General features: G+C 33.4%; 22 protein-coding genes. 10 read left to right on the top strand and 12 right to left on the bottom strand.

Annotated elements, in window-relative coordinates:
* Positions 1-11: 11 nt before the first annotated feature.
* Both V7P59_RS00515 and V7P59_RS00510 read left to right on the top strand, forming a co-directional pair.
* On the top strand, positions 12-2,390 hold the full coding sequence (locus V7P59_RS00515) for a hybrid sensor histidine kinase/response regulator (protein ID WP_333807619.1): 2,379 nt from the start codon (positions 12-14) through the stop codon (positions 2,388-2,390).
* Positions 2,391-2,538: 148 nt separating this feature from the next.
* Positions 2,539-3,381: a thioredoxin family protein gene (locus tag V7P59_RS00510; RefSeq protein ID WP_333807617.1), complete on the top strand. Its 843-nt coding sequence runs from the start codon at positions 2,539-2,541 to the stop codon at positions 3,379-3,381.
* A 3-nt stretch (positions 3,382-3,384) separates the two neighbouring features.
* On the opposite strand, the gene V7P59_RS00505 is transcribed toward V7P59_RS00510, so the two are convergent.
* From V7P59_RS00505 to V7P59_RS00470, 8 genes are all read right to left on the bottom strand, one after another.
* Positions 3,385-4,362, bottom strand: coding sequence for a TerC family protein (locus tag V7P59_RS00505; RefSeq protein WP_333808090.1), 978 nt, complete (start codon positions 4,360-4,362; stop codon positions 3,385-3,387).
* A gap of 31 nt (positions 4,363-4,393) precedes the next feature.
* On the bottom strand, positions 4,394-5,389 hold the full coding sequence (locus V7P59_RS00500) for an NAD(P)H-dependent glycerol-3-phosphate dehydrogenase (RefSeq protein WP_333807615.1): 996 nt from the start codon (positions 5,387-5,389) through the stop codon (positions 4,394-4,396).
* Between the two features lie 130 nt (positions 5,390-5,519).
* Positions 5,520-6,686 (bottom strand): iron-containing alcohol dehydrogenase, encoded by a 1,167-nt coding sequence (locus V7P59_RS00495; protein WP_333807614.1) that lies wholly within the window; start codon positions 6,684-6,686, stop codon positions 5,520-5,522.
* A gap of 83 nt (positions 6,687-6,769) precedes the next feature.
* Positions 6,770-7,351: a nicotinate (nicotinamide) nucleotide adenylyltransferase gene (nadD, locus tag V7P59_RS00490; RefSeq protein ID WP_333807612.1), complete on the bottom strand. Its 582-nt coding sequence runs from the start codon at positions 7,349-7,351 to the stop codon at positions 6,770-6,772.
* A gap of 6 nt (positions 7,352-7,357) precedes the next feature.
* A complete protein-coding gene (gene gmk / locus V7P59_RS00485; protein ID WP_333807610.1) occupies positions 7,358-7,930 on the bottom strand; it encodes a guanylate kinase in 573 nt (190 codons plus the stop codon).
* Positions 7,931-8,008: 78 nt separating this feature from the next.
* Positions 8,009-8,869, bottom strand: a complete 861-nt coding sequence (locus V7P59_RS00480) for a YicC/YloC family endoribonuclease (RefSeq protein WP_333807608.1) — start codon at positions 8,867-8,869, stop codon at positions 8,009-8,011.
* 105 nt (positions 8,870-8,974) lie between these two features.
* Positions 8,975-9,889, bottom strand: a complete 915-nt coding sequence (locus V7P59_RS00475; protein WP_333807606.1) for a DMT family transporter — start codon at positions 9,887-9,889, stop codon at positions 8,975-8,977.
* On the bottom strand, positions 9,882-10,238 hold the full coding sequence (locus tag V7P59_RS00470; RefSeq protein WP_333807604.1) for an arsenate reductase family protein: 357 nt from the start codon (positions 10,236-10,238) through the stop codon (positions 9,882-9,884). Before V7P59_RS00470 ends, V7P59_RS00475 begins: the two co-directional genes overlap by 8 nt.
* Positions 10,239-10,328: 90 nt before the next feature.
* Here V7P59_RS00470 and V7P59_RS00465 point away from each other — a divergent pair, with 90 nt between their 5' ends.
* On the top strand, positions 10,329-10,784 hold the full coding sequence (locus tag V7P59_RS00465; RefSeq protein WP_333807602.1) for a DinB family protein: 456 nt from the start codon (positions 10,329-10,331) through the stop codon (positions 10,782-10,784).
* 69 nt (positions 10,785-10,853) lie between these two features.
* On the top strand, positions 10,854-11,996 hold the full coding sequence (locus V7P59_RS00460; RefSeq protein WP_333807600.1) for a cystathionine gamma-synthase: 1,143 nt from the start codon (positions 10,854-10,856) through the stop codon (positions 11,994-11,996).
* Between the two features lie 62 nt (positions 11,997-12,058).
* Here V7P59_RS00460 and V7P59_RS00455 read toward each other — a convergent pair whose 3' ends face one another.
* Complete coding sequence (locus tag V7P59_RS00455; protein ID WP_333807599.1) at positions 12,059-12,835, bottom strand: THC0290_0291 family protein; 777 nt, start codon at positions 12,833-12,835, stop codon at positions 12,059-12,061.
* A 260-nt stretch (positions 12,836-13,095) separates the two neighbouring features.
* Here V7P59_RS00455 and gdhA point away from each other — a divergent pair, with 260 nt between their 5' ends.
* From gdhA to V7P59_RS00425, 6 genes are all read left to right on the top strand, one after another.
* Entirely contained in the window at positions 13,096-14,439 is a 1,344-nt protein-coding gene (gene gdhA / locus V7P59_RS00450; RefSeq protein ID WP_333807598.1) for an NADP-specific glutamate dehydrogenase, read from the top strand.
* 120 nt (positions 14,440-14,559) lie between these two features.
* Positions 14,560-16,848, top strand: coding sequence for a type IX secretion system anionic LPS delivery protein PorZ (gene porZ, locus V7P59_RS00445; RefSeq protein WP_333807597.1), 2,289 nt, complete (start codon positions 14,560-14,562; stop codon positions 16,846-16,848).
* A 4-nt stretch (positions 16,849-16,852) separates the two neighbouring features.
* A complete protein-coding gene (gene recO, locus V7P59_RS00440) occupies positions 16,853-17,566 on the top strand; it encodes a DNA repair protein RecO (protein WP_333807595.1) in 714 nt (237 codons plus the stop codon).
* 121 nt (positions 17,567-17,687) lie between these two features.
* Entirely contained in the window at positions 17,688-21,089 is a 3,402-nt protein-coding gene (gene ileS, locus V7P59_RS00435; protein WP_333807594.1) for an isoleucine--tRNA ligase, read from the top strand.
* A gap of 49 nt (positions 21,090-21,138) precedes the next feature.
* Positions 21,139-21,519 (top strand): TraR/DksA family transcriptional regulator, encoded by a 381-nt coding sequence (locus tag V7P59_RS00430; protein ID WP_026725150.1) that lies wholly within the window; start codon positions 21,139-21,141, stop codon positions 21,517-21,519.
* 82 nt (positions 21,520-21,601) lie between these two features.
* Positions 21,602-22,231: a lipoprotein signal peptidase gene (locus tag V7P59_RS00425; protein WP_333807590.1), complete on the top strand. Its 630-nt coding sequence runs from the start codon at positions 21,602-21,604 to the stop codon at positions 22,229-22,231.
* Positions 22,232-22,301: 70 nt separating this feature from the next.
* On the opposite strand, the gene V7P59_RS00420 is transcribed toward V7P59_RS00425, so the two are convergent.
* The 3 genes from V7P59_RS00420 to V7P59_RS00410 are packed head-to-tail and all read right to left on the bottom strand — an operon-like array spanning position 22,302 to position 24,328.
* Positions 22,302-22,493: a hypothetical protein gene (locus V7P59_RS00420; protein ID WP_333807589.1), complete on the bottom strand. Its 192-nt coding sequence runs from the start codon at positions 22,491-22,493 to the stop codon at positions 22,302-22,304.
* A 40-nt stretch (positions 22,494-22,533) separates the two neighbouring features.
* Positions 22,534-23,097: a 5-formyltetrahydrofolate cyclo-ligase gene (locus V7P59_RS00415; protein ID WP_333807588.1), complete on the bottom strand. Its 564-nt coding sequence runs from the start codon at positions 23,095-23,097 to the stop codon at positions 22,534-22,536.
* On the bottom strand, positions 23,090-24,328 hold the full coding sequence (locus tag V7P59_RS00410) for a pyridoxal-dependent decarboxylase (RefSeq protein WP_333807587.1): 1,239 nt from the start codon (positions 24,326-24,328) through the stop codon (positions 23,090-23,092). The genes V7P59_RS00415 and V7P59_RS00410 overlap by 8 nt, the downstream gene beginning before the upstream one ends.
* Positions 24,329-24,359: the final 31 nt, after the last annotated feature.

The raw sequence follows: 24,359 nt of genomic DNA, 5'->3' as shown, positions 1-24,359 counted from the left end.
ATTTTTATAGAATGACGGAATTCTCAAAGTATACTTCATTAAAATTACTAATCAGTTATTTATTATTACTAGGTTTAATGGCAATTGCAGTTTGGTTTTTATTCAAACAACAAGCCAATTTAAACAATCAAATCGCCATTGAAAACAGCGATAAAAAACAACTGATTTACACTGAATTAATTCGTGATTTATACGAATCAGATAATCATGCGCGCGCGGCATTACAAACTTTTGATGAAAACTCTCAAACGGTTTTTTTAAAGAAAAACGCATTGGTTATTTCTAAAATTGAGTTTCTAAAAAACAACGACTTAGCTGCCGAAAGAGTATTGTTAGATACTTTGACAACTTATTTGAAGCACAAAGAACAAAGTATTCTTAATTTAAGGAAATTACAAAAAGTAAATGAAAAATCAGCTATTGGAATTGCATTGCAAAAAATCAAAAACTTAGAAGATGTAAAAGGAAAATTGACATTGAATAATTTTGTTAAAAATCCGAATCAATTGACTCCGTACGAGAAAAAAATTGCTGAAGATTACATCAATTACCTTAATAAAAACGTTCCTAAAGATTCTACCAATACCATTTCAAATGCAGAAGCAGATTCGGTTTTAACCGCTTCCAAAAAAATATTAGAAGACGCACAAAAAAAAACCAACCAACGTTTAATTGTCATTAAAAACAAAGAAATTGAATTGCTTCAAAACGAACTTTTAATAACTCAAGAATTATCCGATGTTATTTTTCGATTGCGAAGTGCAGCCGAATTAGAAGAAAGAAAAATACTAAGTATTAAAACTGAAAATCAGAAAAAAACTTTAGATCTGTTGCAAATAGCAGCTATGACCTGCTTAATAGTAGTACTTTTTTTCTTTTTGTTGTTGTCGTTTGATTTTTTCAAGAACAAAATGTATCGTCAAGAACTTGAAATTGAAAAGCAAAAAACTGAAAAATTACTCGAATCACGAGAACAATTAATGATGACAGTTAGTCATGATATAAAAACTCCTTTACAATCTTTATTAGGTAACACTGAAAAATTATTAGCTTCAGAAAGTCAATTTAAAAACAGAGATTCTTTAATCAAAATAAAATCAGCAACGCATTACATTCAGCAATTAGTATCTGGATTGTTAGATTATGTTCGAATGGAAAAAGGAAAAGTTTCAGTTATTGAAACCGCTTTTGTAATAAACGATTTAGTAAAAGAAACTGCTCAAAATATTGCCGATTTAAATCAAGAAAAAGCACTTGAATTGATTTTGAAAATTGAAGCGACTAATGGTTTTACTTATTATGGTGATTACAATAAACTCCGTCAAATTTTATATAATTTAATGGGAAATGCTTTTAAGTTTACAAAGAAAGGAAGTGTTTCTGTAATAACTAATATTGTTGAAAATAAACTCCAAATTAGTATTGAAGATACCGGAATTGGTATTTCTAAAAACGATATAGAGAAAATATTTAAACCGTTTACACAAGCCAACAGTCAAATAGAAATTCTTTTTGGAGGAACTGGATTAGGTTTGTCTATTTGCAATCGATTAATTCAATTATTAGAAGGTACAATTACGGTGCAAAGTGAAGAAAATGTAGGTTCAAAATTTCAAATTTCTTTACCTATTAAACCTGTTCCACCAACTAAAAGAATAAATAAAATTGAGTTGGATACTTGTGTATTGCTCGATGATGATGAAAATCAATTAGAACTTACAAAGTCATTATTACAACCTTATTTTAATCAAGTATTAAGTTTTACTAATGGAGAAAAAGCAATTCAATTCATAGAAAACAATAAAGTTTCGTTAGTGATTACTGATATTCAAATGCCTTTAATGAATGGTTTTGAATTTTTAAAATTGGTTAAAACATCTGAAACATTCAAGTCTATTCCTATAGTAGCCATTAGTGGAAACCTGCCCGAAGATAAAGATTTTTTAACCGAGCATCGTTTTGATTATTTTCTGTCAAAGCCTTACACGTCTTCTCAGTTGTTGACTTTAATTTCCGAGATTTCTCAAAAAAGCATAACAATTAAAAAAAGTGATAATAAAGTGTTTCCTGAATTTCTCATAACATTTATTGGTGATGATAAAAATAAAATCATCGAGTTCTTAAAAAATTATTTAACCGATTTTGAAAAGGATAAAGCTACTTTTGAGCAAGCAGTTGAAGAAGCAAACCTAAAAGTAATAGGAGCAATTGCTCATAAAATGCAAACGATGATTTGTCAATTTCAAGAAGTCGATTTATTGAAAATGCTTAAAAGTGTAGAAGAAAAATGCAAAACGAGCCACACAATTGATGAAAAGGAATTACAAGATATAAAACGTCTTTTAACTATATTCCATCAAAAAATTAAACATTTAATTCAAACCGATTGATTCTGTTTTACTATCATTTTTGCAATTTCTTTTATAAAATTTTCTCAAAGAATGAATTTGAGCAAAACCTATTTATTCTTAAATAACAATTGATTAACAACTTAGCTTTCTTTTTAGTTTTAATTTTACAATTGTAAATAAAGGAAATATGAAAAGAACGCTTTTTTATATCGTATTTTTAATTTTATCAAATACTATTTCGGCACAAGTTGTTTTTGAACCTTCATTAAAGGAAGCTTTTAAAAAGGCAAAAGAGCAAAATAAGATTGTTTTTATCGAATATTATAATTCCGATTGTTCAGTATGTAAACGTTTGGGTGACTTACTTAAAAGCGATTCTTTAGTTACAGCTTATTACAATAAAAATTTCATCAATTATGCTATGAATACAAATGGTTCTTTAGCGGATGAAGATAACGCATTTATAGAAGCGGCCAATCTTCATTTTAACAGCGTTCCGGTACTTTTGTATTTTGATAAGGATAAACAATTCTTGCATCATAGCGGTGTTAACGTAGATGCTGAACATATCATTAACGAAGGTAAAAAGGCAAAACATCCCGATTATAGATCTTCGGGTTTAAAATCTAAATACGATAAAGGCGATCGAACAGTAAAAACGCTTTATGCTTATTGCGATTTACTGTTGGTAAATAAAAATGAAACTTTACTCAAAAAAATATCGCAAGAACTTTTTGAGTCGTTTAAAAAAGAAGAGCTACCAACTAAAAAAAGTTACATAATCTTAAAACAAGTTGTAATTTCTACTGAAAATGGTTTTTTTCAGTATTGGATAAACAATTTAGACAGCTTAAAAGATTTTGAAACAGGCTATAAAGCCGGAACCGAGAAATCGTATTTGGAAAAAATTGTATTAAAAGAATTGAATGATACCACAATAAAAAATTGGGATATATCCAAAAAAAATAAATTCAAAGAATATATTTTGAAGTTGAAAATTACAGATAATCCTGAAGTATATTTCGAATAAGTTTTAATCCTTGTCAGGAAACAACAAAGAAGCGATTACAGACAAGATCAAAGCTCCACCAACTACAGATAACGACAAGCTTGTAGGAACATGATAAAAAGGTGCTATAATCATTTTAGTTCCGATAAAAGCTAGTATAAATCCTAATCCATATTTCAATTTACTGAACATGTACATAAAGTTCGCTAAAAGGAAATACAACGAACGTAATCCTAAAATCGCAAAAATATTCGACGTATAAAGAATAAATGGGTCATCTGGCGCAATAGCAAAAATTGCTGGAATACTGTCAATTGCAAATAATAAGTCGGTAAATTCAACAATAGCGACTACCACAAATAAAGGCGTTGCTACTTTAAGTCCGTTTTCAATTGTGAAGAATTTATCGCCATCGTATTGATGGGTTACATTGAAAAATTTATACACAAATCGCGCACCTGGACTTTTTGTAAAATCTTTACTTCCTTCATCTTCTTCCTGACTCAGTGCCGATTTAATTCCGGCAACAATTAATATCAATCCGAAAATTGTTAACAAATAGTTGATTTTAACCAAATGTCCAAAAAGCTCCATTTCAGGTAAATAGGTGTAATTCAACAACCAAACCCCTGCAAAAATGAATATTGCCCTAAAAACCAAAGCACCAATTACACCCCAGAATAATACTTTATGTTGGGCTTCTTTCGCTACATTAAAATAACCAAAAACTAAAATGAAAACGAATAAATTATCAACCGAAAGTGCTTTTTCAATCCAGTATGCACCTTGAAATTGCATGAATTTTTCAGCTCCCATGTAGTGATAAATAATACCACTAAAACCCATAGCAAGCGAAATCCAAATCACAGACCAAATAGCAGCTTCACGATTGGAAATTACATGGCTTTTTTTGTTTAAAACACCTAAATCTAATACCAGCATAGCAATGATGGTAATAGTAAAAGCTGTAATAATTCCTGGATGGTCAACTAAATGATCCATTGCGCCTGCTTTTAAGGTAAATAACATGGATTTAATTTAATTTTTCAGTTAAGGCTTTGAAAACCGTTTTAGCATCTTTGTTTTCGTATAAAATTTTGTAAACAGCATCAATAATTGGAGTGTCGGCACCATATTCTTGATTTAATTTGTAAGCGCTTTTCACGGCATAATAACCTTCTGCAATCATGCTCATTTCCATTTGTGCTGATTTTACCGTGTAGCCTTTTCCAATCATGTTTCCAAACATTCTATTTCGAGAAAATACGGAATATCCTGTAACCAATAAATCGCCTAAATAAGCAGAATTATTAATGTTACGTTTCATTTTGTGTACCTTACGAATGAATTTCTTCATTTCGCGAATTCCATTACTCATCAAAACCGCTTGGAAGTTATCGCCATAGCCTAAACCATGTGCAATTCCAGCTGCTATAGCATAAATATTTTTTAATACCGCTGCATATTCAGTTCCAATGATATCATCTGTTGTTTTCGCTTTGATGTAGTGTGAACTCAAATTTTTTGCTACAAATTTGGCTTTTTTCTTATCGCTACACGCAATGGTTAAGTAAGATAAACGCTCCATAGCTACTTCTTCAGCATGACAAGGTCCGGTAATTACACCAATATTTTCAAAAGGAATATCGTATTTAGTATGAAAATGTTCGCCTACAATTAAGCTCGATTCAGGAACAATTCCTTTAATCGCTGAAAAAATGATTTTTCCTTCTAAACTTTCGGTTAGGCTTTCCAATTCTTTGCTCAAAAAAGCTGAAGGAATAACAAAAATCAAATAATCAGCATAAGCCACCGCTTCGTTGATGTCATTTGTAAGTTTTAATTTATTGGTGTCAAACGCAACCGAACTCAAATAATTTGGATTGTGTTTTTGATGTTTTAAATGCTCAATAGCATAAGTACTTCGCATATACCAAGCAATTTCGTCTTGATTTTCACAAAGCATTTTCGCAATTGCAGTAGCCCAACTTCCTCCTCCAATGACTGCAAATTTTGGCTTTTTTTCCATTTTACGATTTAATTTAGAACATCAAAAATAGGCATTTAAAAAGGATTTACAAAAAACGTTTGCGAAACTCTTTTTAATAAAAAGGCACGAAGAAAAACTCCGTGCCTTTATTATGATGAATAGGTGTTCTTTAATAACTCATTTCCACAATAGCTCTTACTTTTTCTAAAGTGATGTTTTGCTTTTCACCCATGGCTTTCCAACCTCTTTCTTCGAAACGATTTACGATAAAATCGGCAGTTTTTTCGATGTTTTCTGCGTTTTCAGAAATTTTGGTTTTCATGCCCATTTTATGGAAGAATTCAACTGTTTTTTCGATTGCTTTTTCGGCAATTTCTTCACTTGAATTGCCTTGAATATTCCAAATGCGTTGCCCATATTGTGCTAATTTGTCTTTTTTCGTGTCGAACATTACGCGATATAAATTTGGACCAATGATTGCCAATGTTCTCGCATGGTCAATTTCGTACAAAGCCGTTAATTCATGACCAATCATATGCGTTGCCCAATCGGAAGGAACTCCTTTTTGAAGTAAGCCATTCAATGCCATGGTAGCACTCCAAACAAAGTTAGAAGCTAATTTATAATCGCTCGGATTTTCTACAACATCAGGACCAATTTCAATTAGGGTTTGTAAAATACTTTCTGAAATTCGGTCTTGCAATAAAGCATCATGCGTATAGGTTAAATATTGTTCCATAACGTGTGTGAACGCATCCACAACTCCGTTTTGTAATTGTCTTTTTGGTAACGAAGTAATTACCGTTGGATCCACAATTGAAAAAACTGGAAATAAAGCACTTCCACCTAACGTTAATTTTTCTTGCGTAGCTTCAATCGTAACTACAGCGCCTGAATTCATTTCCGAACCTGTTGCAGGTAAGGTTAAAACGGTTCCGAAAGGAATTACTTTGGAAACATCTTTAAACAAGATTCGTTTCTTCAAAATATCGGCTTCATCACCTTCGAAATTTACAGCTGCCGAAATAAATTTCACGCCATCAATCACACTTCCGCCACCAACAGCCAAAATGAAACCAATTTTTTCAGCACGAATAATTTCAACCGCTTTCATTAAGGTTTCAAAACGTGGATTTGGTTCAATGCCACCAAATTCTACGATATCGTGATTCGGTAAAGCAGTTTTTACTTGGTCGTAAACGCCATTTTTGAAGATACTTCCACCGCCATAAGCTAGCAGAATTTTAGTATTTGTTGGAACTAAATCAGTTAGTTTTGCGATTTGTCCTTTTCCAAAGACATAATTTACAGGATTGTATAATTCGAAGTTGTTCATAGTATTGTCAAGCTGAATTTAGTTCAGCATCTTCGCAAAGTTACGGAATGGGATTCGGAACGAATGGTAAAGGAATGTTAAGTTTACTTCTTATAAAACAAATTATGTTCCACATATTCCCAAACTTTATTCGGCAACATCGGAACTACATTTTTACCTTTTTTAATGCTTTCGCGAATGAAAGTAGAGGACAATTCAATTACAGGCGCGCCTACTCGATGGATTTTTGGATGATTGACAAATTGCTCATCAATTTCACCAGAATTTAGTCGCGGATAGACATAAATATTGTGGTTTTGCAAAATGACTTCGTAGTTTTTCCATTTGTGAAGCGAGTTCAAATTGTCTTCGCCCATGATCAAAGAAAATTCGTGTTTTGGAAATTTTTCTTGTAAATGTGCTAAAGTATTTACGGTATAATTCGGCTGTGGTAATTTGAATTCTATATCCGAAGGTTGAATTTTTGGATAATCTTCCGTTGCCAAATGCACCATGTGCAAACGATGGTAATCATCTAACAACGAACTTTTCTGCTTGTGCGGATTGTGCGGCGTTACCACCATCCAAATTTGGTCCAAATCGGAATGTTCTGCCATGTGATTGGCAATAATTAAATGCCCAATGTGAATGGGATTAAACGTTCCGAAATACAATCCAACTTTCATTTTTTACTATTTGCTAATAAAATCTTTTACCAATTTGTATGCTTCTTCTTTTGCCACATCTAAATCATAATTTTTGATGATGGTATCAAACTGTGGCGCGGTAGCTAATTCTACGTGGGCTTTTGCAATTCGCATGTTGATTTTGTCGTCACTTTCCGTTGAACGTTGTTTTAGACGACGTTTTAATTCATCTACGCTTGGTGGTTTTACGAAAACCGCTAATGTTTCGTTTGGAAATTTGCTTTTAATACGCAATCCGCCCGCAACGTCAATATCAAAAATCACGTGTTTGCCTAATGCCCAAATACGCTCTACTTCGGCTTTTAATGTGCCATAGAAATTATCAGTGTATACTTCTTCCCATTCCACGAAATCTTCCGCTTTAATGTGCTTTTTGAATTCGTCCCATGAGATAAAATAATAATCTTTTCCATGTACTTCTTCTCCACGAGGCGCACGCGTTGTACACGAAATCGAAAATTCTAAATTCAAATCGGGTTGGGCTAATAAATGTCGTACTATAGTGGTTTTTCCTGAACCTGATGGCGCAGAGAATACTAATAATTTTCCTTTGGTCATTGTGTTGTTATTTTTGCCACGGATTAAAGGATTATAACGATTTTAATCCGTGAAAATTTGTGTAATCTGTGGCTTAAACTATAAAACGTTTAAAACTTGCTCCTTAATCTTTTCTAATTCATCTTTCATCATTACTACCAATTTTTGCATTTCAGAATGATTCGATTTTGAACCCATGGTATTGATTTCTCTTCCCATTTCTTGTGTGATGAAACCTAATTTTCTACCGTTAGCTTCCGTTCCGTTTAAGGTTTCTAAGAAATAGTTCAAATGGTTGCCTAAACGCACTTTTTCTTCGGTAATATCGTATTTTTCTAGATAAAAAATCAATTCTTGTTCGAAACGATTTTCATCAACATTTACTTTTAGTTCCTCTAGAGCTGTTCTTAAACGAGTTTTTACTGTTTCAATGCGTTCTGAATCGTAAGAAACCGCTTCGTTCATTAAATTGTTGATGTTTGCGATGCGTAACTGGAATTCTTTTTCTAAAGAAGCGCCTTCGTCTTTTCTAAAATTAGTGATGTTTTCCAAGGCTTCATCAATCACGGTTTGAATTTGCTTCCATTCGTTTTCATCGATTTCGTCGCGCTCTGTTTTTAATGCATCGGGCATACGAACTGCCATTTTCATTAATTCCGTTTCATCAGCATTTGGAATCACGGCTTTCATTTGATTAATGTAGCCTTTTACAATTGGCACATTGATTTTTGAAGATGTTTCTTCACCAGTTACTTCAACATAAAGAGAAAAATCAACCTTTCCACGCTCTAAACGCTGCGAAATTTGATTGCGTAAACCCAATTCCATTTCACGAAAAACCGATGGCATTCGCGTATTTAAGTCTAAACCTTTACTGTTTAGCGATTTGATTTCTACGGTAATTTTTTTGTTTGGTAATTGCAAAGAAGCTTTCCCAAAACCCGTCATGGAGTGTATCATATTTTTTATAAAAATGTCTTCAAAGATATGAAAATGCCCCCTAACCCCCAAAGGGGGAATAAGTTTGTGTATTTATTTCTGATTTATATAGCTAGGAAAAATTACTTAGGTAGTTTTCTCCCCTCCTTTGGAGAGGTTGGGGGAGGCTTTCTGGGTTACCAAATAAACGCCGACAAATATCAACACCGCTGAAATCAATTTCACCAAACTCAAGTCGTCTTTTCCTAAACTTACAGCGAAAATAGTGGCAAAAAGTGGTTGTAAATAGATGAAAACTGCTACGGTTGTTGGTTTGAGTTCGCGCATGGAAACCAAATTTAGCAAATAGGTTAAGAAGGTTGAAAACACAACAACAAAACCAATTTTCCAAATAATATCCATTGGTAAATTAGCAAAATCTACGGCTTGAAATTCGCCCCAACCAAAAGGTAACACCATCAAAAATCCAAAAGTATAAATCCATTTTACGAAGGTAAAGGCGTTGTATTTATCCATTAATTTCTTTACGATGATGAGGTAAAATCCATAGGAAACGGCATTTACAAAAACCAATAAATTTCCTAAACTCGCGTTTGTCGCGTTTACTAATGATTTTCCGTACAAAATTAAAGTTATGGTTCCGGCTAAGCCTAAAATGATTCCTAAAACTTTTCGGTTTTCCATACGTTCTTTCATGATCATTGCAGACAAAACGAGGACAATCATGGGTGTGGTAACCATTAAAACGGCTCCCATAATCGGCGAAGTATAGCTCAATCCTTTAAAAAAAGTCAACATATTAAAAGCCACTCCGAAGAATGCTGCAGCAACAATACGAGGAAAATCTTCTTTAGCAATTTTCTCTTTGGGTCCAAAAAATGAAACGAGCCAAAATAAAATTACTGAACCACCAACACGCATCACGATAAATCCGAAAGCATCAACATATTTTGGCATTACGTCTTTGGCAATCGTAAAAGTTACCCCATAAATGATGGAAACTAAGGTAGCGGCAAATAATGCCCAAGCTCTTTTACTCATTAGATAAAAATTCGATGGTTTTTTGAACGTTTTTTGGACTATTGCCTACAAAAATAGTTTGGTTCACCATAATTACAGGTCGCGCCAAGAAAGTGTAATGTTCTAAAATGTAACGTTTGAAATCTACTTCAGTTAAAACTTCATCTTTTAAACCCATTTCTTTATAAAGTTTGGCTTTTTTACTAAAAAGAACCTCATAATTGCCAGTCAATGTATGCATTTCTTCCAATTGTTTTACTGTGATAGGTTCTTCTTTAATGTCTTGAAAAATGAAACCTTCAATATTAGGTAGTGATTTGATGATTTTTTTACAAGTATCACAAGTTTTTAAGTAGTATATTTTCTTCATTCCGTTAATGATTAGCAATTTTAAGGTTTGATTTGCAAAAATACAGTCTTTTCAATTCTAAAAATCAGTAATTTTATAAAAAAATTAGACATGGAAGCAACTTTTAGAATTTGGCAAACCAGCCGTGGATTATATCAAAATTTTTTAGACAATTATTCGTTAGAACAATTAAATACAATCCCAGAAGGGATGAGTAATAATTTAATTTGGAACATCGGTCACGTTATTGTGTCTCAACAGAAATTGGTTTACGCTTTATCGGGTTTACCAATGCATATTTCAGATTCGCTTTTTGAAAAATATCAAAACGGTTCACGTCCAGATGGAAAAACTACGCAAGCGGAAGTCGATGAAATCAAAAAATTATTATCAGAAATGGTTGAAAAAACCAAATCCGATTTTGAAGCTGGTGTTTTCAAAGAATTTCATCCCTATCAAACGAAAACAGGATTTCATTTGGGAACTTGGAAAGAAGCGATGGAATTTAATAATTATCACGAAGGCATTCATTTGGGAATTATGATGTCGATTAAGAAATATATTTAGCGAATTGTTAACGATTCAAAAAGCAGCATCAAACAACTTTTATTTACCTTTGTAAAAATTTTTTAAAAAATGAAATTCAATACGAAAACGATACATGGTGGACAACATCATGAAAAAGTAACAGGAGCGGTAATGCCACCTGTATTTCAAACTTCGACTTATGTACAATCAAGTCCAGGGAAACCGGTGGGCGATTATGAATACAGTAGAGCAGCAAACCCAACAAGAACCGCATTAGAAGACGCTTTAGCTAGTATCGAAAATGGAGCAAGAGGTTTAGCTTTTTCTTCTGGATTAGCAGCAACCGATTGTTTGTTGAGATTATTCAAAGCAGGTGACGAAATCATTGCAATGGACGATTTATACGGAGGAACTTATAGATTGTTTACCAGATTATATAAAGATAGCGGTATCAAATTTCATTTTGTAGATATGAATGATTTGGAGAAATTCCAATCGTTAATCAATGAAAATACAAAATTAGTTTGGGTGGAAACGCCAACGAATCCTTTAATGAAATTAGCAGATATTGCTGCGATTGCTCAAATCACAAAAAAACATAATATTTTATTTGCAGTTGATAATACATTCGCCACTCCTTATTTGCAAAAACCATTAGATTTAGGTGCTGATATTGTAATGCATTCAGCTACTAAATATTTAGGAGGACATTCTGATGTTATTGCAGGAGCATTAATCATAAAAGATAAAGCATTGGGTGAAGAATTACACTTCAAACAATTTGCAACAGGAGCAACTTTAGGACCAATGGATTCTTTCTTGGTTTTAAGAGGAATCAAAACCTTGCATTTACGTGTACAACGTCATTGCGAAAACGGTGAGAAAGTGGCAGCATATTTAAACAATCATCCTTTAGTGGAGAGAGTGTATTATCCAGGGTTGGCTTCGCATCCATTTTATGAAATTGCTAAAAAGCAAATGAGCGGCTTTGGTGGAATGGTAACCTTTACTTTCAAATCAGGTAAAAAAGAAGATGCAATTAAATTCTTAGAAAATTTAAAAGTTTTCACCTTAGCAGAATCTTTAGGAGGAGTGGAATCATTAGCCAATCACCCAGCATTAATGACACATGCTTCTATTCCAGAAGATAAAAGAAAAGAAGTAGGTATTTCAGATGATTTAGTTCGTTTGAGTGTTGGAATTGAAGATATTGAAGATTTATTAGCCGATCTAGAACAAGCTTTTAAATAATAGGAATAATAAAAAACAAAAACCCGATTCGTGAGAATCGGGTTTTTATATAGTAATTTTTATTAGTCTAAATAATAAATGTATCCAAAGTGAAACCATAAGTTCCAATCATTAGCTTTATTTTCAGTCCACACTTTAGGATCTGGATTTAAACCATCTACCCAGTCTGAAAAGTAATATTGCCATCTTAGCTCTACAAATAAGTCAGAAAGTTCAGTTAATTTATAACGAGATCCAACGCTCCCCACTACAGACCATGTGCTTCCTCCTTCGGAAGATGTTGCACCATAATATTTAATAGGTGTTGATATTGGAGTTTCAAGTGGTCCTAATTCAGAATAAGTTCCATTTTGGAAAAAAGAATAATGTGCACCTAATCCAATAAATGGAGCAAAAGCACCATCAGTAGCAGTAAATTCACGGATACTTAATGGAAAAAATTCTAATTGCATACCAATGTCAGTAACTTTAGCTTCCCCTTTCATAGCTCTTAATTGAGCAGCAGTGAAAGAATTTCTATCTACCCATTTTCCAAAGTGTTGTAATTGAGTGCTATTATATGACAATTCAGAACGAACTTTGAAGTGATCATTAAAATAAGTTTCTGGCGAATAACAATTACATTCGGCACGATATGCAAAGTTCATGTAATGAACTAAACCAACTCCAAAACCTGTATTTCCAGCGTTAGTTTCAAAATCATGTCGAACACCAAAATCGGATTGCATAGCAACTCCACCAACAAAAGCGCCGACTTCATGAGAAAATCCAAATTGCGCCATCATGGAGAAATTGACTCCTAAAAGCATTATTAGTAGGGTTTTAATTTTTTTAGTCATCGGTAAAAAATTTCCATTATCGGACAAATATATAAAAACAAACTGCACTTCAAAAAAAAAAGAATGTTTTTCTCATATAAAAAAACATTATCAAAAAAAATATGAAAATATTGTACCAACGAAGGGTATAAATTTTTCTTAAAAATATACCAAGTAATTTTTAAAATGTATATTTGTCGACTTAAATTTTACGAAATTCGTAATTTAAGAAAAAAAACACATATTTAACGAATTAGTTTATCTACAAGTTTTATAGTATAATGGAACAAAAAATTAATGATTTTATGGCTCTTATTGAAGCCAAAAATCCAAACGAACCAGAATTTTTACAAGCAGTTAGAGAATTTGCTGAAACAGTAATGCCTTTTATTGCTAATGAGAAAAAGTATGACGGAAAAAATGTACTTTTAAGAATGGCAGAACCTGAGCGTTCGGTTATTTTTAGAGTGCCATGGGTGGATGACAAAGGAGAAATTCAAGTAAACAGAGGATTCCGTATTCAAATGAATTCTGCTATCGGCCCTTACAAAGGAGGAATTCGTTTTCATCCAACAGTGAATTTATCAGTGCTTAAATTTTTAGCTTTTGAACAAGTTTTCAAAAACAGTTTGACTACATTACCTATGGGTGGTGGAAAAGGAGGTTCTGATTTTGATCCACAAGGAAAATCGGATGCTGAAATTATGCGTTTTTGTCAATCATTCATGACAGAATTATGTCGTCATATTGGTCCAGATTTAGACGTTCCAGCTGGTGATATTGGTGTAGGAGCAAGAGAAATTGGATACATGTTTGGTCAATATAAAAGAATTAGAAACGAATTTACAGGAGTTTTAACCGGAAAAGGTTTGGCTTATGGTGGTTCTTTAATTCGCCCAGAAGCTACAGGTTATGGTGTGGTGTATTTCACTCAACAAATGTTAGGTACTATTGGTCAAAATATTTCTGGAAAAACTGTGGCTATCTCAGGTTTCGGAAACGTAGCGTGGGGAGTTGCTTTGAAAGTAAACGAATTAGGAGGGAAATTAGTTACGATTTCGGGTCCTGATGGTTATATTTATGATGCCGAGGGTATTTCTGGTGAAAAAATTGACTTCATGTTAGAAATGAGAGCTAGTGGAGATAATAGAGCTGAAGTTTTTGCAGAAAAATTCCCAAGTGCAGTATTCCATAAAGGTAAAAGTCCATGGGAGGCTAAAGTTGATATAGCTATTCCTTGTGCTACTCAAAATGAGCTTAACGAAGAAGATGCTAAGAAATTAATTGCTAATGGGGTAATGTGTGTAACAGAGGCAGCTAATATGCCTTGTACTTTAGAGGCAATCAAACAATTCTTAGATGCTAAAGTTTTATTTGCTCCTGGAAAAGCAGCTAACGCAGGTGGTGTTGCAGCATCTGGTTTAGAAATGACACAAAACTCTATCCGTTTAAATTGGACAAGTGAAGAAGTTGATGCACGTTTAAAAGATATCATGACGGGTATTCATGGCCAATGTAAAAAATATGGTACAGAAGCAGATGGCTATGTAAACTATGTTAAAGGAGCCAATATTGCTGGTTTCGTTAAAGTAGCTGACGCAATGTTGGCTCAAGGTGTAGTTTAATAATCACATTTTTAATATTTTAAAAGCTCTTTTAGGAAACTAAAAGAGCTTTTTTCTTTCTAAAAATATATCAAAACTAAATTAATTACGTTTGTAGTATATTTGTATCAAATAAATGCGATGAAAAAGGCAATTTCTATTTCTATATTTTTAATTTTCCAAATTTTCTTTGGTCAACAGAGCAATCAGTTGTGGAAAGGTTATTTTTCGTATAATGAAATAGTAGATGTTGAATCAGCAACGAATGGGGTTTTTGCTGCTACTCAAAACGCAATTTTTTCCAAAACAATAGGTTCAAACGATTTAAAAATCTTTAATTCTATAAATGGTTTTAAGCCTGAATCTATAACTACTATACATTATTCACAAGCAACAAACAAAACTTTTGCAGGAAATGCAAATGGGTTATTGTTAATCATTAATTCAGATGGTTCCATTTCCACTAAGGTAGACATTATTAATGAAGTTCCTGTTCAGCCAAATAAAAAGAAAATCAACGATTTTTATGAACACGAAGGGAAATTGTATATAGCTACAGATTATGGAATTTCCGTTATGGATGTAGTGACTTCTGAATTTATTATAACATATTTTATTGGAACTTCTGGAGAAGAAACTGAAGTGTTACAAACTACGGTTTTAAATAATCAAATTTATGCTGTAACACGAAGTTTTGGAATTAGAAGAGGCGATTTAGCAAATCCAAATTTATATGATTTTAGTCAATGGCAAACTTTTGATACAGGCTTTTGGTTAGGTATTGTAACTTTTAATAATCAATTGGTTGCAATGAATACCGATTCAAGAACCTATCGATATAATGGCACTATATTTCAACAAGTTTTAAATCAAAATCAAGCCGGACTTAAAATCAAAACCAACGGAACAGAGTTAATTGTAACGACTCAAAATCATGTTTATGTTTTAAATCAGTATTACAATCAAATTGCGCATATAACTCAAATCCCTAATTTCAACGCAATTTTTAAAGCAGCTACTGTAGTAAGTGGAATTCTTTATATTGGAACAGAAAAAGATGGCCTTTTTTCAACAACTTTAGCCAATCCTACAGTCTTTGAAATAATGTCGCCAAACGGACCTGTTAGAAATTATATTTTTAGAGTTAAAAAAGCACCTAATTACTTATGGGCAGTTTATGGTGATTATTCTAGAGAATATAATCCTTATGCTTTAGATGAGTTTGGAATAAGTAAATATTCAAAAGATAATGGTTGGGAATTAATTCCGTATAATAATTTGTTTCAGGCAAAATCGATTTCTGACATAATAATTAACCCCACTAATCCCAATCAAGTTTATGCAACTTCATATTTCTCAGGTTTGCTTAAAATTGATGGCGAAAATATTCAGCTTTTCAATAATACCAATACAGGTCCAAACGGCTTAGAGTCTTTGGTAGTTCCTGGAAACCCAAGTTATGTTGATATTAGAATTAATAGTCCAGCATTTGACAGAGATGGAAATTTATGGGTAACCAATGCTTTTGTAGATAAAGCAATAAAGGTTTTGCGTACAAATGGACAATGGCAATCTTATAATTTAAATGGGATTATTCCAAATGTCAATACAGGTAGATATGCTCCAATGGCAATAGATAAGAATAGAACCAAATGGGTGCCTACTCTTGATGATGGGTTGGTAGGTTTTAACGAAAACTTCAATAATAAATTTATTGTTATTAATTCTACATCAGGAAATTTACCTGATAACGACGTAAGATGTGTTGCAGTTGATAATAGAAATCAGCTTTGGATTGGAACTTATGCAGGTCTAAGAGTATTATCAAGTGTTGATCGTTTCATTTCTTCTGATGAATTAACTACAAACGCTATAATTATTCAAGAAGGAGATTTAGCACAAGAATTGTTTTACCAACAAACTATTTTAGATATTACTGTAGATGGTGCTAACAGAAAATGGGTTTCTATCGCGGATGGAGGTGTTTTTTTGGTGTCTTCTGATGGTCAAGAAACAATTTATCGCTTTACTAAAAACAACTCTCCATTGCCAAGCGACAATGTGAATGATATTGAGGTAGACGGTGTTTCAGGAGAAGTGTTTTTTGTCACGGATAAAGGAATGGTGTCATTTTTAGGAACTTCAACAAAACCTAGTAATAGTTTAAGTGATGTTTTCGTTTATCCAAATCCAGTGCGACCAAATTTCGTGGGAACAGTTAAAATTAGTGGTTTGACAGACAAAGCTAATGTTAAAATCACTGATATAGAAGGAAACTTAGTATACGAAACCACATCTGCAGGAGGAACAATAGAATGGGATACCAAAGCATTCGGAAAACATAAAGTAGCATCAGGAGTATATATGATTTTTGTAGCTTCAGAAGATGCTACCGATTCTACTGTTAAAAAAGTGATGATTATCAGATAACTCAATGCTAGTCAAAACTAAAGCCATCGTAATTTCGGCATTAAAATATCAAGAAAAAAGCTTGATTGTTAAGTGTTTCACGCAATCCGATGGTTTGAAAAGTTACTTCGTGCCAAATGCATATTCCAATAAAAAAACCAATCAAAAAATTGCCTATTTTCAGCCCTTAACGATTATTGAAATTGAAGCGAATCACAAAAATAAAGGTACGCTCGAACACTTCAAAGAAATTAAATTAGCTCATAATTTTCATTCGATAAATACAGATATTGTTAAAAGTACCATAGTAATTTTTCTGTCCGAAATTCTGCATCATAGCATTCACGAAGAAGAGAAAAATGAAAATCTTTTTTCGTTTTTAGAAACCGCTTTACTTTGGTTAGACGCACATGAAGAAGCGGCAAATTTCCACCTAATTTTAATGATGGAAATGACCAAATTCCTAGGTTTTTATCCTGATATTTCCGAAATAGATTTCGACTTTTTCGATGTGAAAGAAGGTTTTTTTACCTCGTTTCAATCGGTAAATACGCTTTCAGCTCATGAAACACAATTGTTCAAACGATTGCTGGAGCTAAAATTTGATTCCAATCAAAAAATATTTGCTGGAATAGAACGTCAAATTTTACTAAAAATCCTCTTAGATTTCTACACTTTACATCTTGAAGGCTTCAAAAAACCTAAATCCTTGGAAGTTTTAAAGGAAGTATTTTCATAAAATAATAAAAAATCATCTTTCTTTCTAAATTTTCGATAAAAGTCTATTCTCTTTTATCTATTTTCTATTCTCTTTTATTAAAATTCATTACTTTCGCAAATTGATTTAAGAAAGCGACAAAATGAGTACAAAATTTACTGAATACAAAGGACTTGACTTGCCAACAGTAGCATCAGAAGTTCTTGATTTTTGGAAAAAAAACAACATCTTTGAACAATCGGTAACTTCTCGCGAAGGAGCTACACCTTACGTGTTTTTTGAAGGGCCGCCATCTGCAAATGGTTTGCCTGGTATTCACCACGTAATGGCGCGTACGATTAAAGATATTTTTTGTCGTTACAAAACTCAAAAAGGCTACCAAGTTAAGCGTAAAGCAGGTTGGGATACACACGGTTTGCCTGTAGAATTAGGTACCGAAAAAGAATTAGGCATCACTAAAGAAGACATCGGAAAAACAATTTCGGTAACAGAATACAACGAAGCGTGTAAAAGAACAGTTATGCGTTACACCGACGTATGGAACGACCTAACTGAAAAAATGGGATATTGGGTTGATATGGAAGACCCTTATGTGACGTACAAATCCAAATACATGGAAACGGTTTGGTGGTTACTAAAACAAATTTACAATAAAGATTTACTATACAAAGGTTACACAATCCAACCCTATTCTCCAAAAGCGGGAACAGGTTTGTCTTCGCACGAAGTGAACCAACCAGGTTCATATCGTGATGTTACGGATACAACGATTGTAGCGCAGTTTAAAGCAAAAGACGAAACGTTACCAAGTTTTTTACAAGGTTTTGGAACGGTTCATTTCTTGGCTTGGACAACAACGCCTTGGACGCTACCATCAAATACAGCGCTAACTGTTGGTCCAAAAATCGATTATGTTTTAGTAAAAACGTTCAATCAGTATACTTTTGAACCAATCAATGTTGTTTTAGCTAAACCTTTAGTTGGAAAACAATTCGGTGGAAAGTATTTTGTTGCGGAATCTGATGCAGATTTTGCCAATTATAAATCAGAAGATAAAAAGATTCCATATCAAATTTTAACCGAAGCAAAAGGCGCTGATTTAGTTGGAATTCGTTACGAACAATTATTACCATTAGCTTTACCATATCAAAATCCAGAAAATGCATTTAGAGTAATTTCTGGAGATTTCGTAACTACGGAAGATGGTACTGGAATTGTTCACACTGCACCTACATTCGGAGCAGATGATGCTAAAGTTGCCAAAGAAGCTACTCCAGAAGTACCACCAATGTTGGTTTTAGATGAAAATGGAAATCCTGTACCATTGGTTGATTTGCAAGGAAAATTTGTTGCTGGATTAGGTGATTTGTCAGGAAAATACGTTAAAAACGAATATTATAATGAAGGCGAAGCGCCTGAAAAATCAGTAGATGTTGAAATCGCTATTCGTTTAAAAGAAGAAAATAAAGCCTTCAAGGTTGAAAAATATGTACACAGTTATCCACATTGTTGGAGAACCGACAAACCAATTTTATATTATCCATTAGATTCTTGGTTTATCAAAGTAACCGAAATCAAAGATAGAATGTTCGACTTAAACGAAACCATCAACTGGAAACCAAAAGCTACAGGAGAAGGTCGTTTCGGAAATTGGTTGAAAAATGCGAATGACTGGAACTTATCACGTTCAAGATATTGGGGAATCCCTTTACCAATTTGGAGAAGTGAAGATAAAACCGAAGAAATCTGCGTTGGTTCAGTAGAGGAATTGTACAAAGAAATTGAAAAAGCGGTTGCAGCTTGTTTCATGACGGAAAATCCATACAATGGGTTCCAAATTGGAAATATGGACGAAACGAATTACGATTTAGTGGATTTACACAAAAATATCGTAGATAATATCGTTTTAGTTTCGGCTTCTGGAAAACCAATGAAACGCGAAACGGATTTAATTGACGTTTGGTTTGATTCAGGTGCGATGCCTTACGCACAATGGCATTATCCATTTGAAAATAAAGACTTAATCGATGAAAATAAAGCTTTCCCAGCAGATTTTATTGCGGAAGGTGTTGACCAAACTCGTGGTTGGTTCTATACGTTACACGCTATCGGAACCTTAGTTTTTGATAAAGTTGCTTATAAAAACGTAGTTTCAAACGGATTAGTTTTAGACAAAAACGGACAAAAAATGTCGAAGCGTTTAGGAAATGCTGTTGACCCTTTCACCACTTTGGCAGAATATGGTCCAGATGCTACACGTTGGTACATGATTTCCAATGCAAATCCTTGGGACAACTTAAAATTTGATATCGAAGGTGTGGCTGAGGTAAGAAGAAAATTCTTTGGCACACTTTATAATACGTACTCGTTCTTTGCTTTATATGCGAATATTGATGGTTTCAAATATAACGAAGTCGAAGTGCCACTAAACGAAAGACCAGAAATCGACCGTTGGATTTTATCGGAATTACATACGTTAATTCAATTGGTAGATGAAGCGTACGCGGATTACGAACCAACAAAAGCTGCTCGTGCTATTTCTGATTTTGTTCAAGAAAACTTGAGTAACTGGTACGTTCGTTTGTGCAGAAGAAGATTCTGGAAAGGCGATTATGCGCAAGATAAAATTGCAGCTTATCAAACACTTTATACATGTTTGGTGACGGTGGCGAAACTTTCTGCCCCAATTGCACCATTCTTTATGGACAAACTTTACAGAGATTTAACACAAGCTACAGGTTCTGAGTCGTTTGAAAGCGTACATTTGGCCGAGTTTCCAAAAATGGTTGAAAACTTTGTTGATAAATCACTAGAAAGTAAAATGATGAAAGCGCAAACGGTTTCTTCACTAGTTTTATCGCTTCGTAAGAAGGAGATGATTAAGGTGCGTCAACCGTTGCAAAAGGTAATGATTCCAGTACTTGACGACAATCAGCGTGCTGAAATTGAGGCAGTTTCTGACCTAATTAAAGCGGAAGTAAACGTGAAAGAAGTGGAGTTGTTAGACGATGCTTCGGGTGTTTTAGTGAAGCAAATTAAGCCTAATTTTAAAACATTGGGACCACGTTTCGGCAAGGATATGGGGCTGATTTCCAAAGAGATACAAAATTTTGGACAAGAACAAATTGCAAAATTAGAGCGTGATGGCGAATTAGTTATGGATATTGCGGGAAAAAGTATAACTTTATCACAAGATGATGTTGAAATTTCATCGCAAGATATCCCAGGTTGGTTAGTAGCCAATTCAAACGGAATTACAGTAGCATTAGACATTACGATTTCCGATGAATTAAGAAAAGAAGGGATTGCGAGAGAGTTAATCAACAGAATCCAAAATATCAGAAAAGATTCTGGTTTTGAAGTAACCGACAAGATTACCGTTAAAATGGAAAAAAATGCTCAAGTTGAGGAAGCCGTTTTAGCAAATGAATCGTATATTAAGTCAGAAACACTAACCGAATCATTAATTTTTGTAGAAAACCTTGAAAATGGTACGGAAATTGAGTTTGATGATATTAAAACTAGTATATTAATTTCAAAATAAAAGCGAACAGCTTTTAATCGACTTATTAACTATAAAAAACATTGAAATTATGGTAGAGGAGCAAATTAGATATTCAGACGCTGATTTGGCTGAATTCAAAGCGTTAATTCAAGCGAAATTAGAAAAAGCTAAAAATGATTTAGAGCTTATAAAAAGTGCCTATATGAATGACTTAAACAACGGAACTGACGATACATCACCAACGTTTAAAGCATTTGAAGAAGGTAGCGAAACTATGAGTAAAGAAGCCAATTCACAATTAGCTATTCGTCAAGAAAAATTCATTAGAGATTTAAAAAATGCCTTGATTCGTATCGAGAACAAAACCTATGGTATTTGTAAAGTTACAGGCAAATTAATAAGTAAAGAAAGATTAAAAATCGTTCCTCATGCAACTATGAGTATTGAAGCAAAAAACTTGCAACGTTAATCTTTTTACAAAATTACACTAACGCTCCGTTTGGAGCGTTTTTTATTTGATAAATTCCACTATTTTTGCAAAAAAATTGAACATGTCGTTAAAGAAAGCCTATTTATTAATCATTGCTATTTTATTAATCGATCAGATTTCAAAAATCTATATCAAAACGCATTTTTTTATTGGAGAATCCATAAAAGTAATGGGTTTAGATTGGTTTCAAATTCATTTTATAGAGAATGAAGGTATGGCTTGGGGAGCAGAAATTCCAGGCGAACATGGGAAATTAATCTTAACTTTATTCCGAATCGTAGCCGTAGGTGGAATTGCTTGGTGGTTATGGGATTCGGTAAAAAAGAAAGCTTCTAATTACTTAATTGTAGCAATTGCTTTGATTTTTACAGGTGCTTTAGGAAATATTATCGATTCTGTTTTTTACGGAGTCATTTTTAACGATAGTTATCATCAAGTAGCCACAGCTTTTTCGGACCAACCTTACGGTACTTGGTTTCACGGAGAAGTAGTAGATATGTTTTATTTTCCAATCTGGGAAGGAAATTTACCTTCTTGGTTGCCAATTTGGGGCGGCAAACACTTCACTTTCTTCAATGCCATTTTCAATGTAGCCGATGTGGCGATTTCAACGGGTGTTGGGATTTTGATTGTATTTAACAAAAGAGCTTTTGCTCATGCGGATAAGAAGGAAGTTTCGGCTGAAGAGTAATCTCAATATGAAAAACCCGATTTTTTATTGATATATATATATATAAAAGAAACATTTTTCGGCTTTTTTATTATTTCTTTTTTTGCCCAGGAGCATAAGGTTTTGCACTCTTAGATCCTGTAACTTTTTTCATTTGTCCCGGAGGTAAAGGTTTCGATTTTTTATGACCATGTCCGTGATGTACATGACAACTATCTAAACCAATTAAAACCAGTAATGAAAAAAGTCCTAAGACAAATTTCTTTAAAATGTGCTTTTTCATATCTTTTGAGGTAAAATTTAAGCTAATATAGTTCTAAAAATTAAAACTCAAAAATTTGTGAGTCAGTAACACAAAAATCCAATTTCACATCATTTTCTGAAACATCATCAATTTTTTCCTCTGGCGGAAAGAACGACAATCCAATTTTAATCGTTTCGGGTTTGCATTTGCTTAGAAAGTTATCGTAGAAACCTTTTCCGTAACCCACGCGATTTCCTTGCTTATCGTAAGCTAAAAGCGGTACAAAAACCACATCAATTTTAGCATCAGGTACTTCTAAACCATCAACTGGTTCTGGAACGTTGTAACTGTTCTTTTTGATTTTAGTATTATCCGTTAATAAAAAATGCGTCATTCCTAAAGTGGCAAACTCGCACTTCGAAATAACGATTTCTTTATCTTTTCCCGCTAAAATTTGCAGAATATATTCGGTATTGATTTCTTTTTGTTCTTCAATCGTTAAAAACAAATGATAATATAATTTGTCCCAAATATTCATTCGCAACAATTGGTTCGCAATCGCCAAACTTTTGTCTTCTATTTCTTCTTGAGAAAGCTGTTTTCTTGCTTCTTTACTCTTTTTTCTTGCTTCTTTCTTATCCATTAACAGACGCTTTCAATTCGTCTATAAATTTAGTCAAATGTTCTACTTCTACGTGATCCATTAACACAATTTTGTACCATTTATTGTTTTTGTTGTGTTGTTGGGGTACCAAATCATACTTTTCAGCAATTTCTTCTGGAATCGATTCCGAATGAATTGTTACAATATTCATAAACGGTTCACGGAAATATTTGATGTTTAATTTATCTAATTCGTGACATAAAAATTGCGTGCGCATTTGTAAAATACTCACTTTTTCAAACCAACCATAAGCGCCATAAGTAAATAAAATCATCCAAACCGCAACGGCATTCGCGCCAGAACGACTTCCGCAAAGCGTTAAATCCATTCCTTCTACGTATTCGGCTTCTTTGGTTAATACGTTTTCGATTAAGCCTTTTCGGCAAACAAAAATTCCAGTCCCGTATGGTGCTTGCAACATTTTATGAGCATCAATGGTAATCGAACTAATTTTTGGATTACTAAAATTGATATTCGATTTTTGATTGCTAAACGGATATACAAATCCACCATAAGCACCATCAATATGCAAACGATAAGTTACATTATGTTTTTCCAATGCCGAAGTATAAACATCTGGATTATCAACCGAACCAAACATGGTTGTTCCCATATTAGCAACGGAGATGAAGTATTTTTTACCTTTATTTTTCGCTTCTAAAATGATGTTATCTAAAGCAACTGCATCAATTTCACGGTTTTCAAACCCAACAGGAATTTTCAACCAATCGATTTGCAATAAATTAGAAGCTTTTGGAATGGAATAATGTGTGTCTTCCGAAGCTAAAATGGCGATTTCTTCTAATTTTGCATCGAATTTATGCATGAATTCATTTCTAAAAACCCAAATGGCTTGAATATTCGCTTCGGTTCCACCAGGAGCAATGTAACCGTCGAATTCGTTTTCTTTGGCTTTAAAAATATCAACAGCAATTACGTTTAAAACTTCGCGTTCAATTTCTTGTGTGCCATAAAACGCTTTTTCAGAAGTTCCAAAAGTATGACAACCAATGTTATTTGGATTGGCAACATAGGTTTGAAGCGTTGGGGCATCTTTCAAAAATGGCGCATCATCATAAAAAACGCGACTATCTAATTTAGATGCTGGATAACCTAAAGATGCATCTTTTGAGAAGTTAACATTATCGTGTAAAGCCTTTTCAATACGGGCTTTTCTTTCTTCGTGTGTTAGTTTTTTCCAGAAGTTCATACCTAAAAATTTTGGCGAATTTACAGGTACT

The organism is Flavobacterium sp., from assembly GCF_036782315.1.
GTDB lineage: Bacteria > Bacteroidota > Bacteroidia > Flavobacteriales > Flavobacteriaceae > Flavobacterium.
The sequence above is the reverse complement of the archived record's forward strand: the minus strand, read 5'-3'. Positions and strand labels throughout refer to the sequence as shown.

Coding starts and splice junctions, on each gene's coding strand:
- V7P59_RS00515 (WP_333807619.1), top strand. CDS start 12: ATGACGGAATTCTCAAAGTATACTTCATTAAAATTACTAATCAGTTAT.
- V7P59_RS00510 (WP_333807617.1), top strand. CDS start 2,539: ATGAAAAGAACGCTTTTTTATATCGTATTTTTAATTTTATCAAATACT.
- V7P59_RS00505 (WP_333808090.1), bottom strand. CDS start 4,362: ATGGATCATTTAGTTGACCATCCAGGAATTATTACAGCTTTTACTATT.
- V7P59_RS00500 (WP_333807615.1), bottom strand. CDS start 5,389: ATGGAAAAAAAGCCAAAATTTGCAGTCATTGGAGGAGGAAGTTGGGCT.
- V7P59_RS00495 (WP_333807614.1), bottom strand. CDS start 6,686: ATGAACAACTTCGAATTATACAATCCTGTAAATTATGTCTTTGGAAAA.
- nadD (WP_333807612.1), bottom strand. CDS start 7,351: ATGAAAGTTGGATTGTATTTCGGAACGTTTAATCCCATTCACATTGGG.
- gmk (WP_333807610.1), bottom strand. CDS start 7,930: ATGACCAAAGGAAAATTATTAGTATTCTCTGCGCCATCAGGTTCAGGA.
- V7P59_RS00480 (WP_333807608.1), bottom strand. CDS start 8,869: ATGATACACTCCATGACGGGTTTTGGGAAAGCTTCTTTGCAATTACCA.
- V7P59_RS00475 (WP_333807606.1), bottom strand. CDS start 9,889: ATGAGTAAAAGAGCTTGGGCATTATTTGCCGCTACCTTAGTTTCCATC.
- V7P59_RS00470 (WP_333807604.1), bottom strand. CDS start 10,238: ATGAAGAAAATATACTACTTAAAAACTTGTGATACTTGTAAAAAAATC.
- V7P59_RS00465 (WP_333807602.1), top strand. CDS start 10,329: ATGGAAGCAACTTTTAGAATTTGGCAAACCAGCCGTGGATTATATCAA.
- V7P59_RS00460 (WP_333807600.1), top strand. CDS start 10,854: ATGAAATTCAATACGAAAACGATACATGGTGGACAACATCATGAAAAA.
- V7P59_RS00455 (WP_333807599.1), bottom strand. CDS start 12,835: ATGACTAAAAAAATTAAAACCCTACTAATAATGCTTTTAGGAGTCAAT.
- gdhA (WP_333807598.1), top strand. CDS start 13,096: ATGGAACAAAAAATTAATGATTTTATGGCTCTTATTGAAGCCAAAAAT.
- porZ (WP_333807597.1), top strand. CDS start 14,560: ATGAAAAAGGCAATTTCTATTTCTATATTTTTAATTTTCCAAATTTTC.
- recO (WP_333807595.1), top strand. CDS start 16,853: ATGCTAGTCAAAACTAAAGCCATCGTAATTTCGGCATTAAAATATCAA.
- ileS (WP_333807594.1), top strand. CDS start 17,688: ATGAGTACAAAATTTACTGAATACAAAGGACTTGACTTGCCAACAGTA.
- V7P59_RS00430 (WP_026725150.1), top strand. CDS start 21,139: ATGGTAGAGGAGCAAATTAGATATTCAGACGCTGATTTGGCTGAATTC.
- V7P59_RS00425 (WP_333807590.1), top strand. CDS start 21,602: ATGTCGTTAAAGAAAGCCTATTTATTAATCATTGCTATTTTATTAATC.
- V7P59_RS00420 (WP_333807589.1), bottom strand. CDS start 22,493: ATGAAAAAGCACATTTTAAAGAAATTTGTCTTAGGACTTTTTTCATTA.
- V7P59_RS00415 (WP_333807588.1), bottom strand. CDS start 23,097: ATGGATAAGAAAGAAGCAAGAAAAAAGAGTAAAGAAGCAAGAAAACAG.
- V7P59_RS00410 (WP_333807587.1), bottom strand. CDS start 24,328: ATGAACTTCTGGAAAAAACTAACACACGAAGAAAGAAAAGCCCGTATT.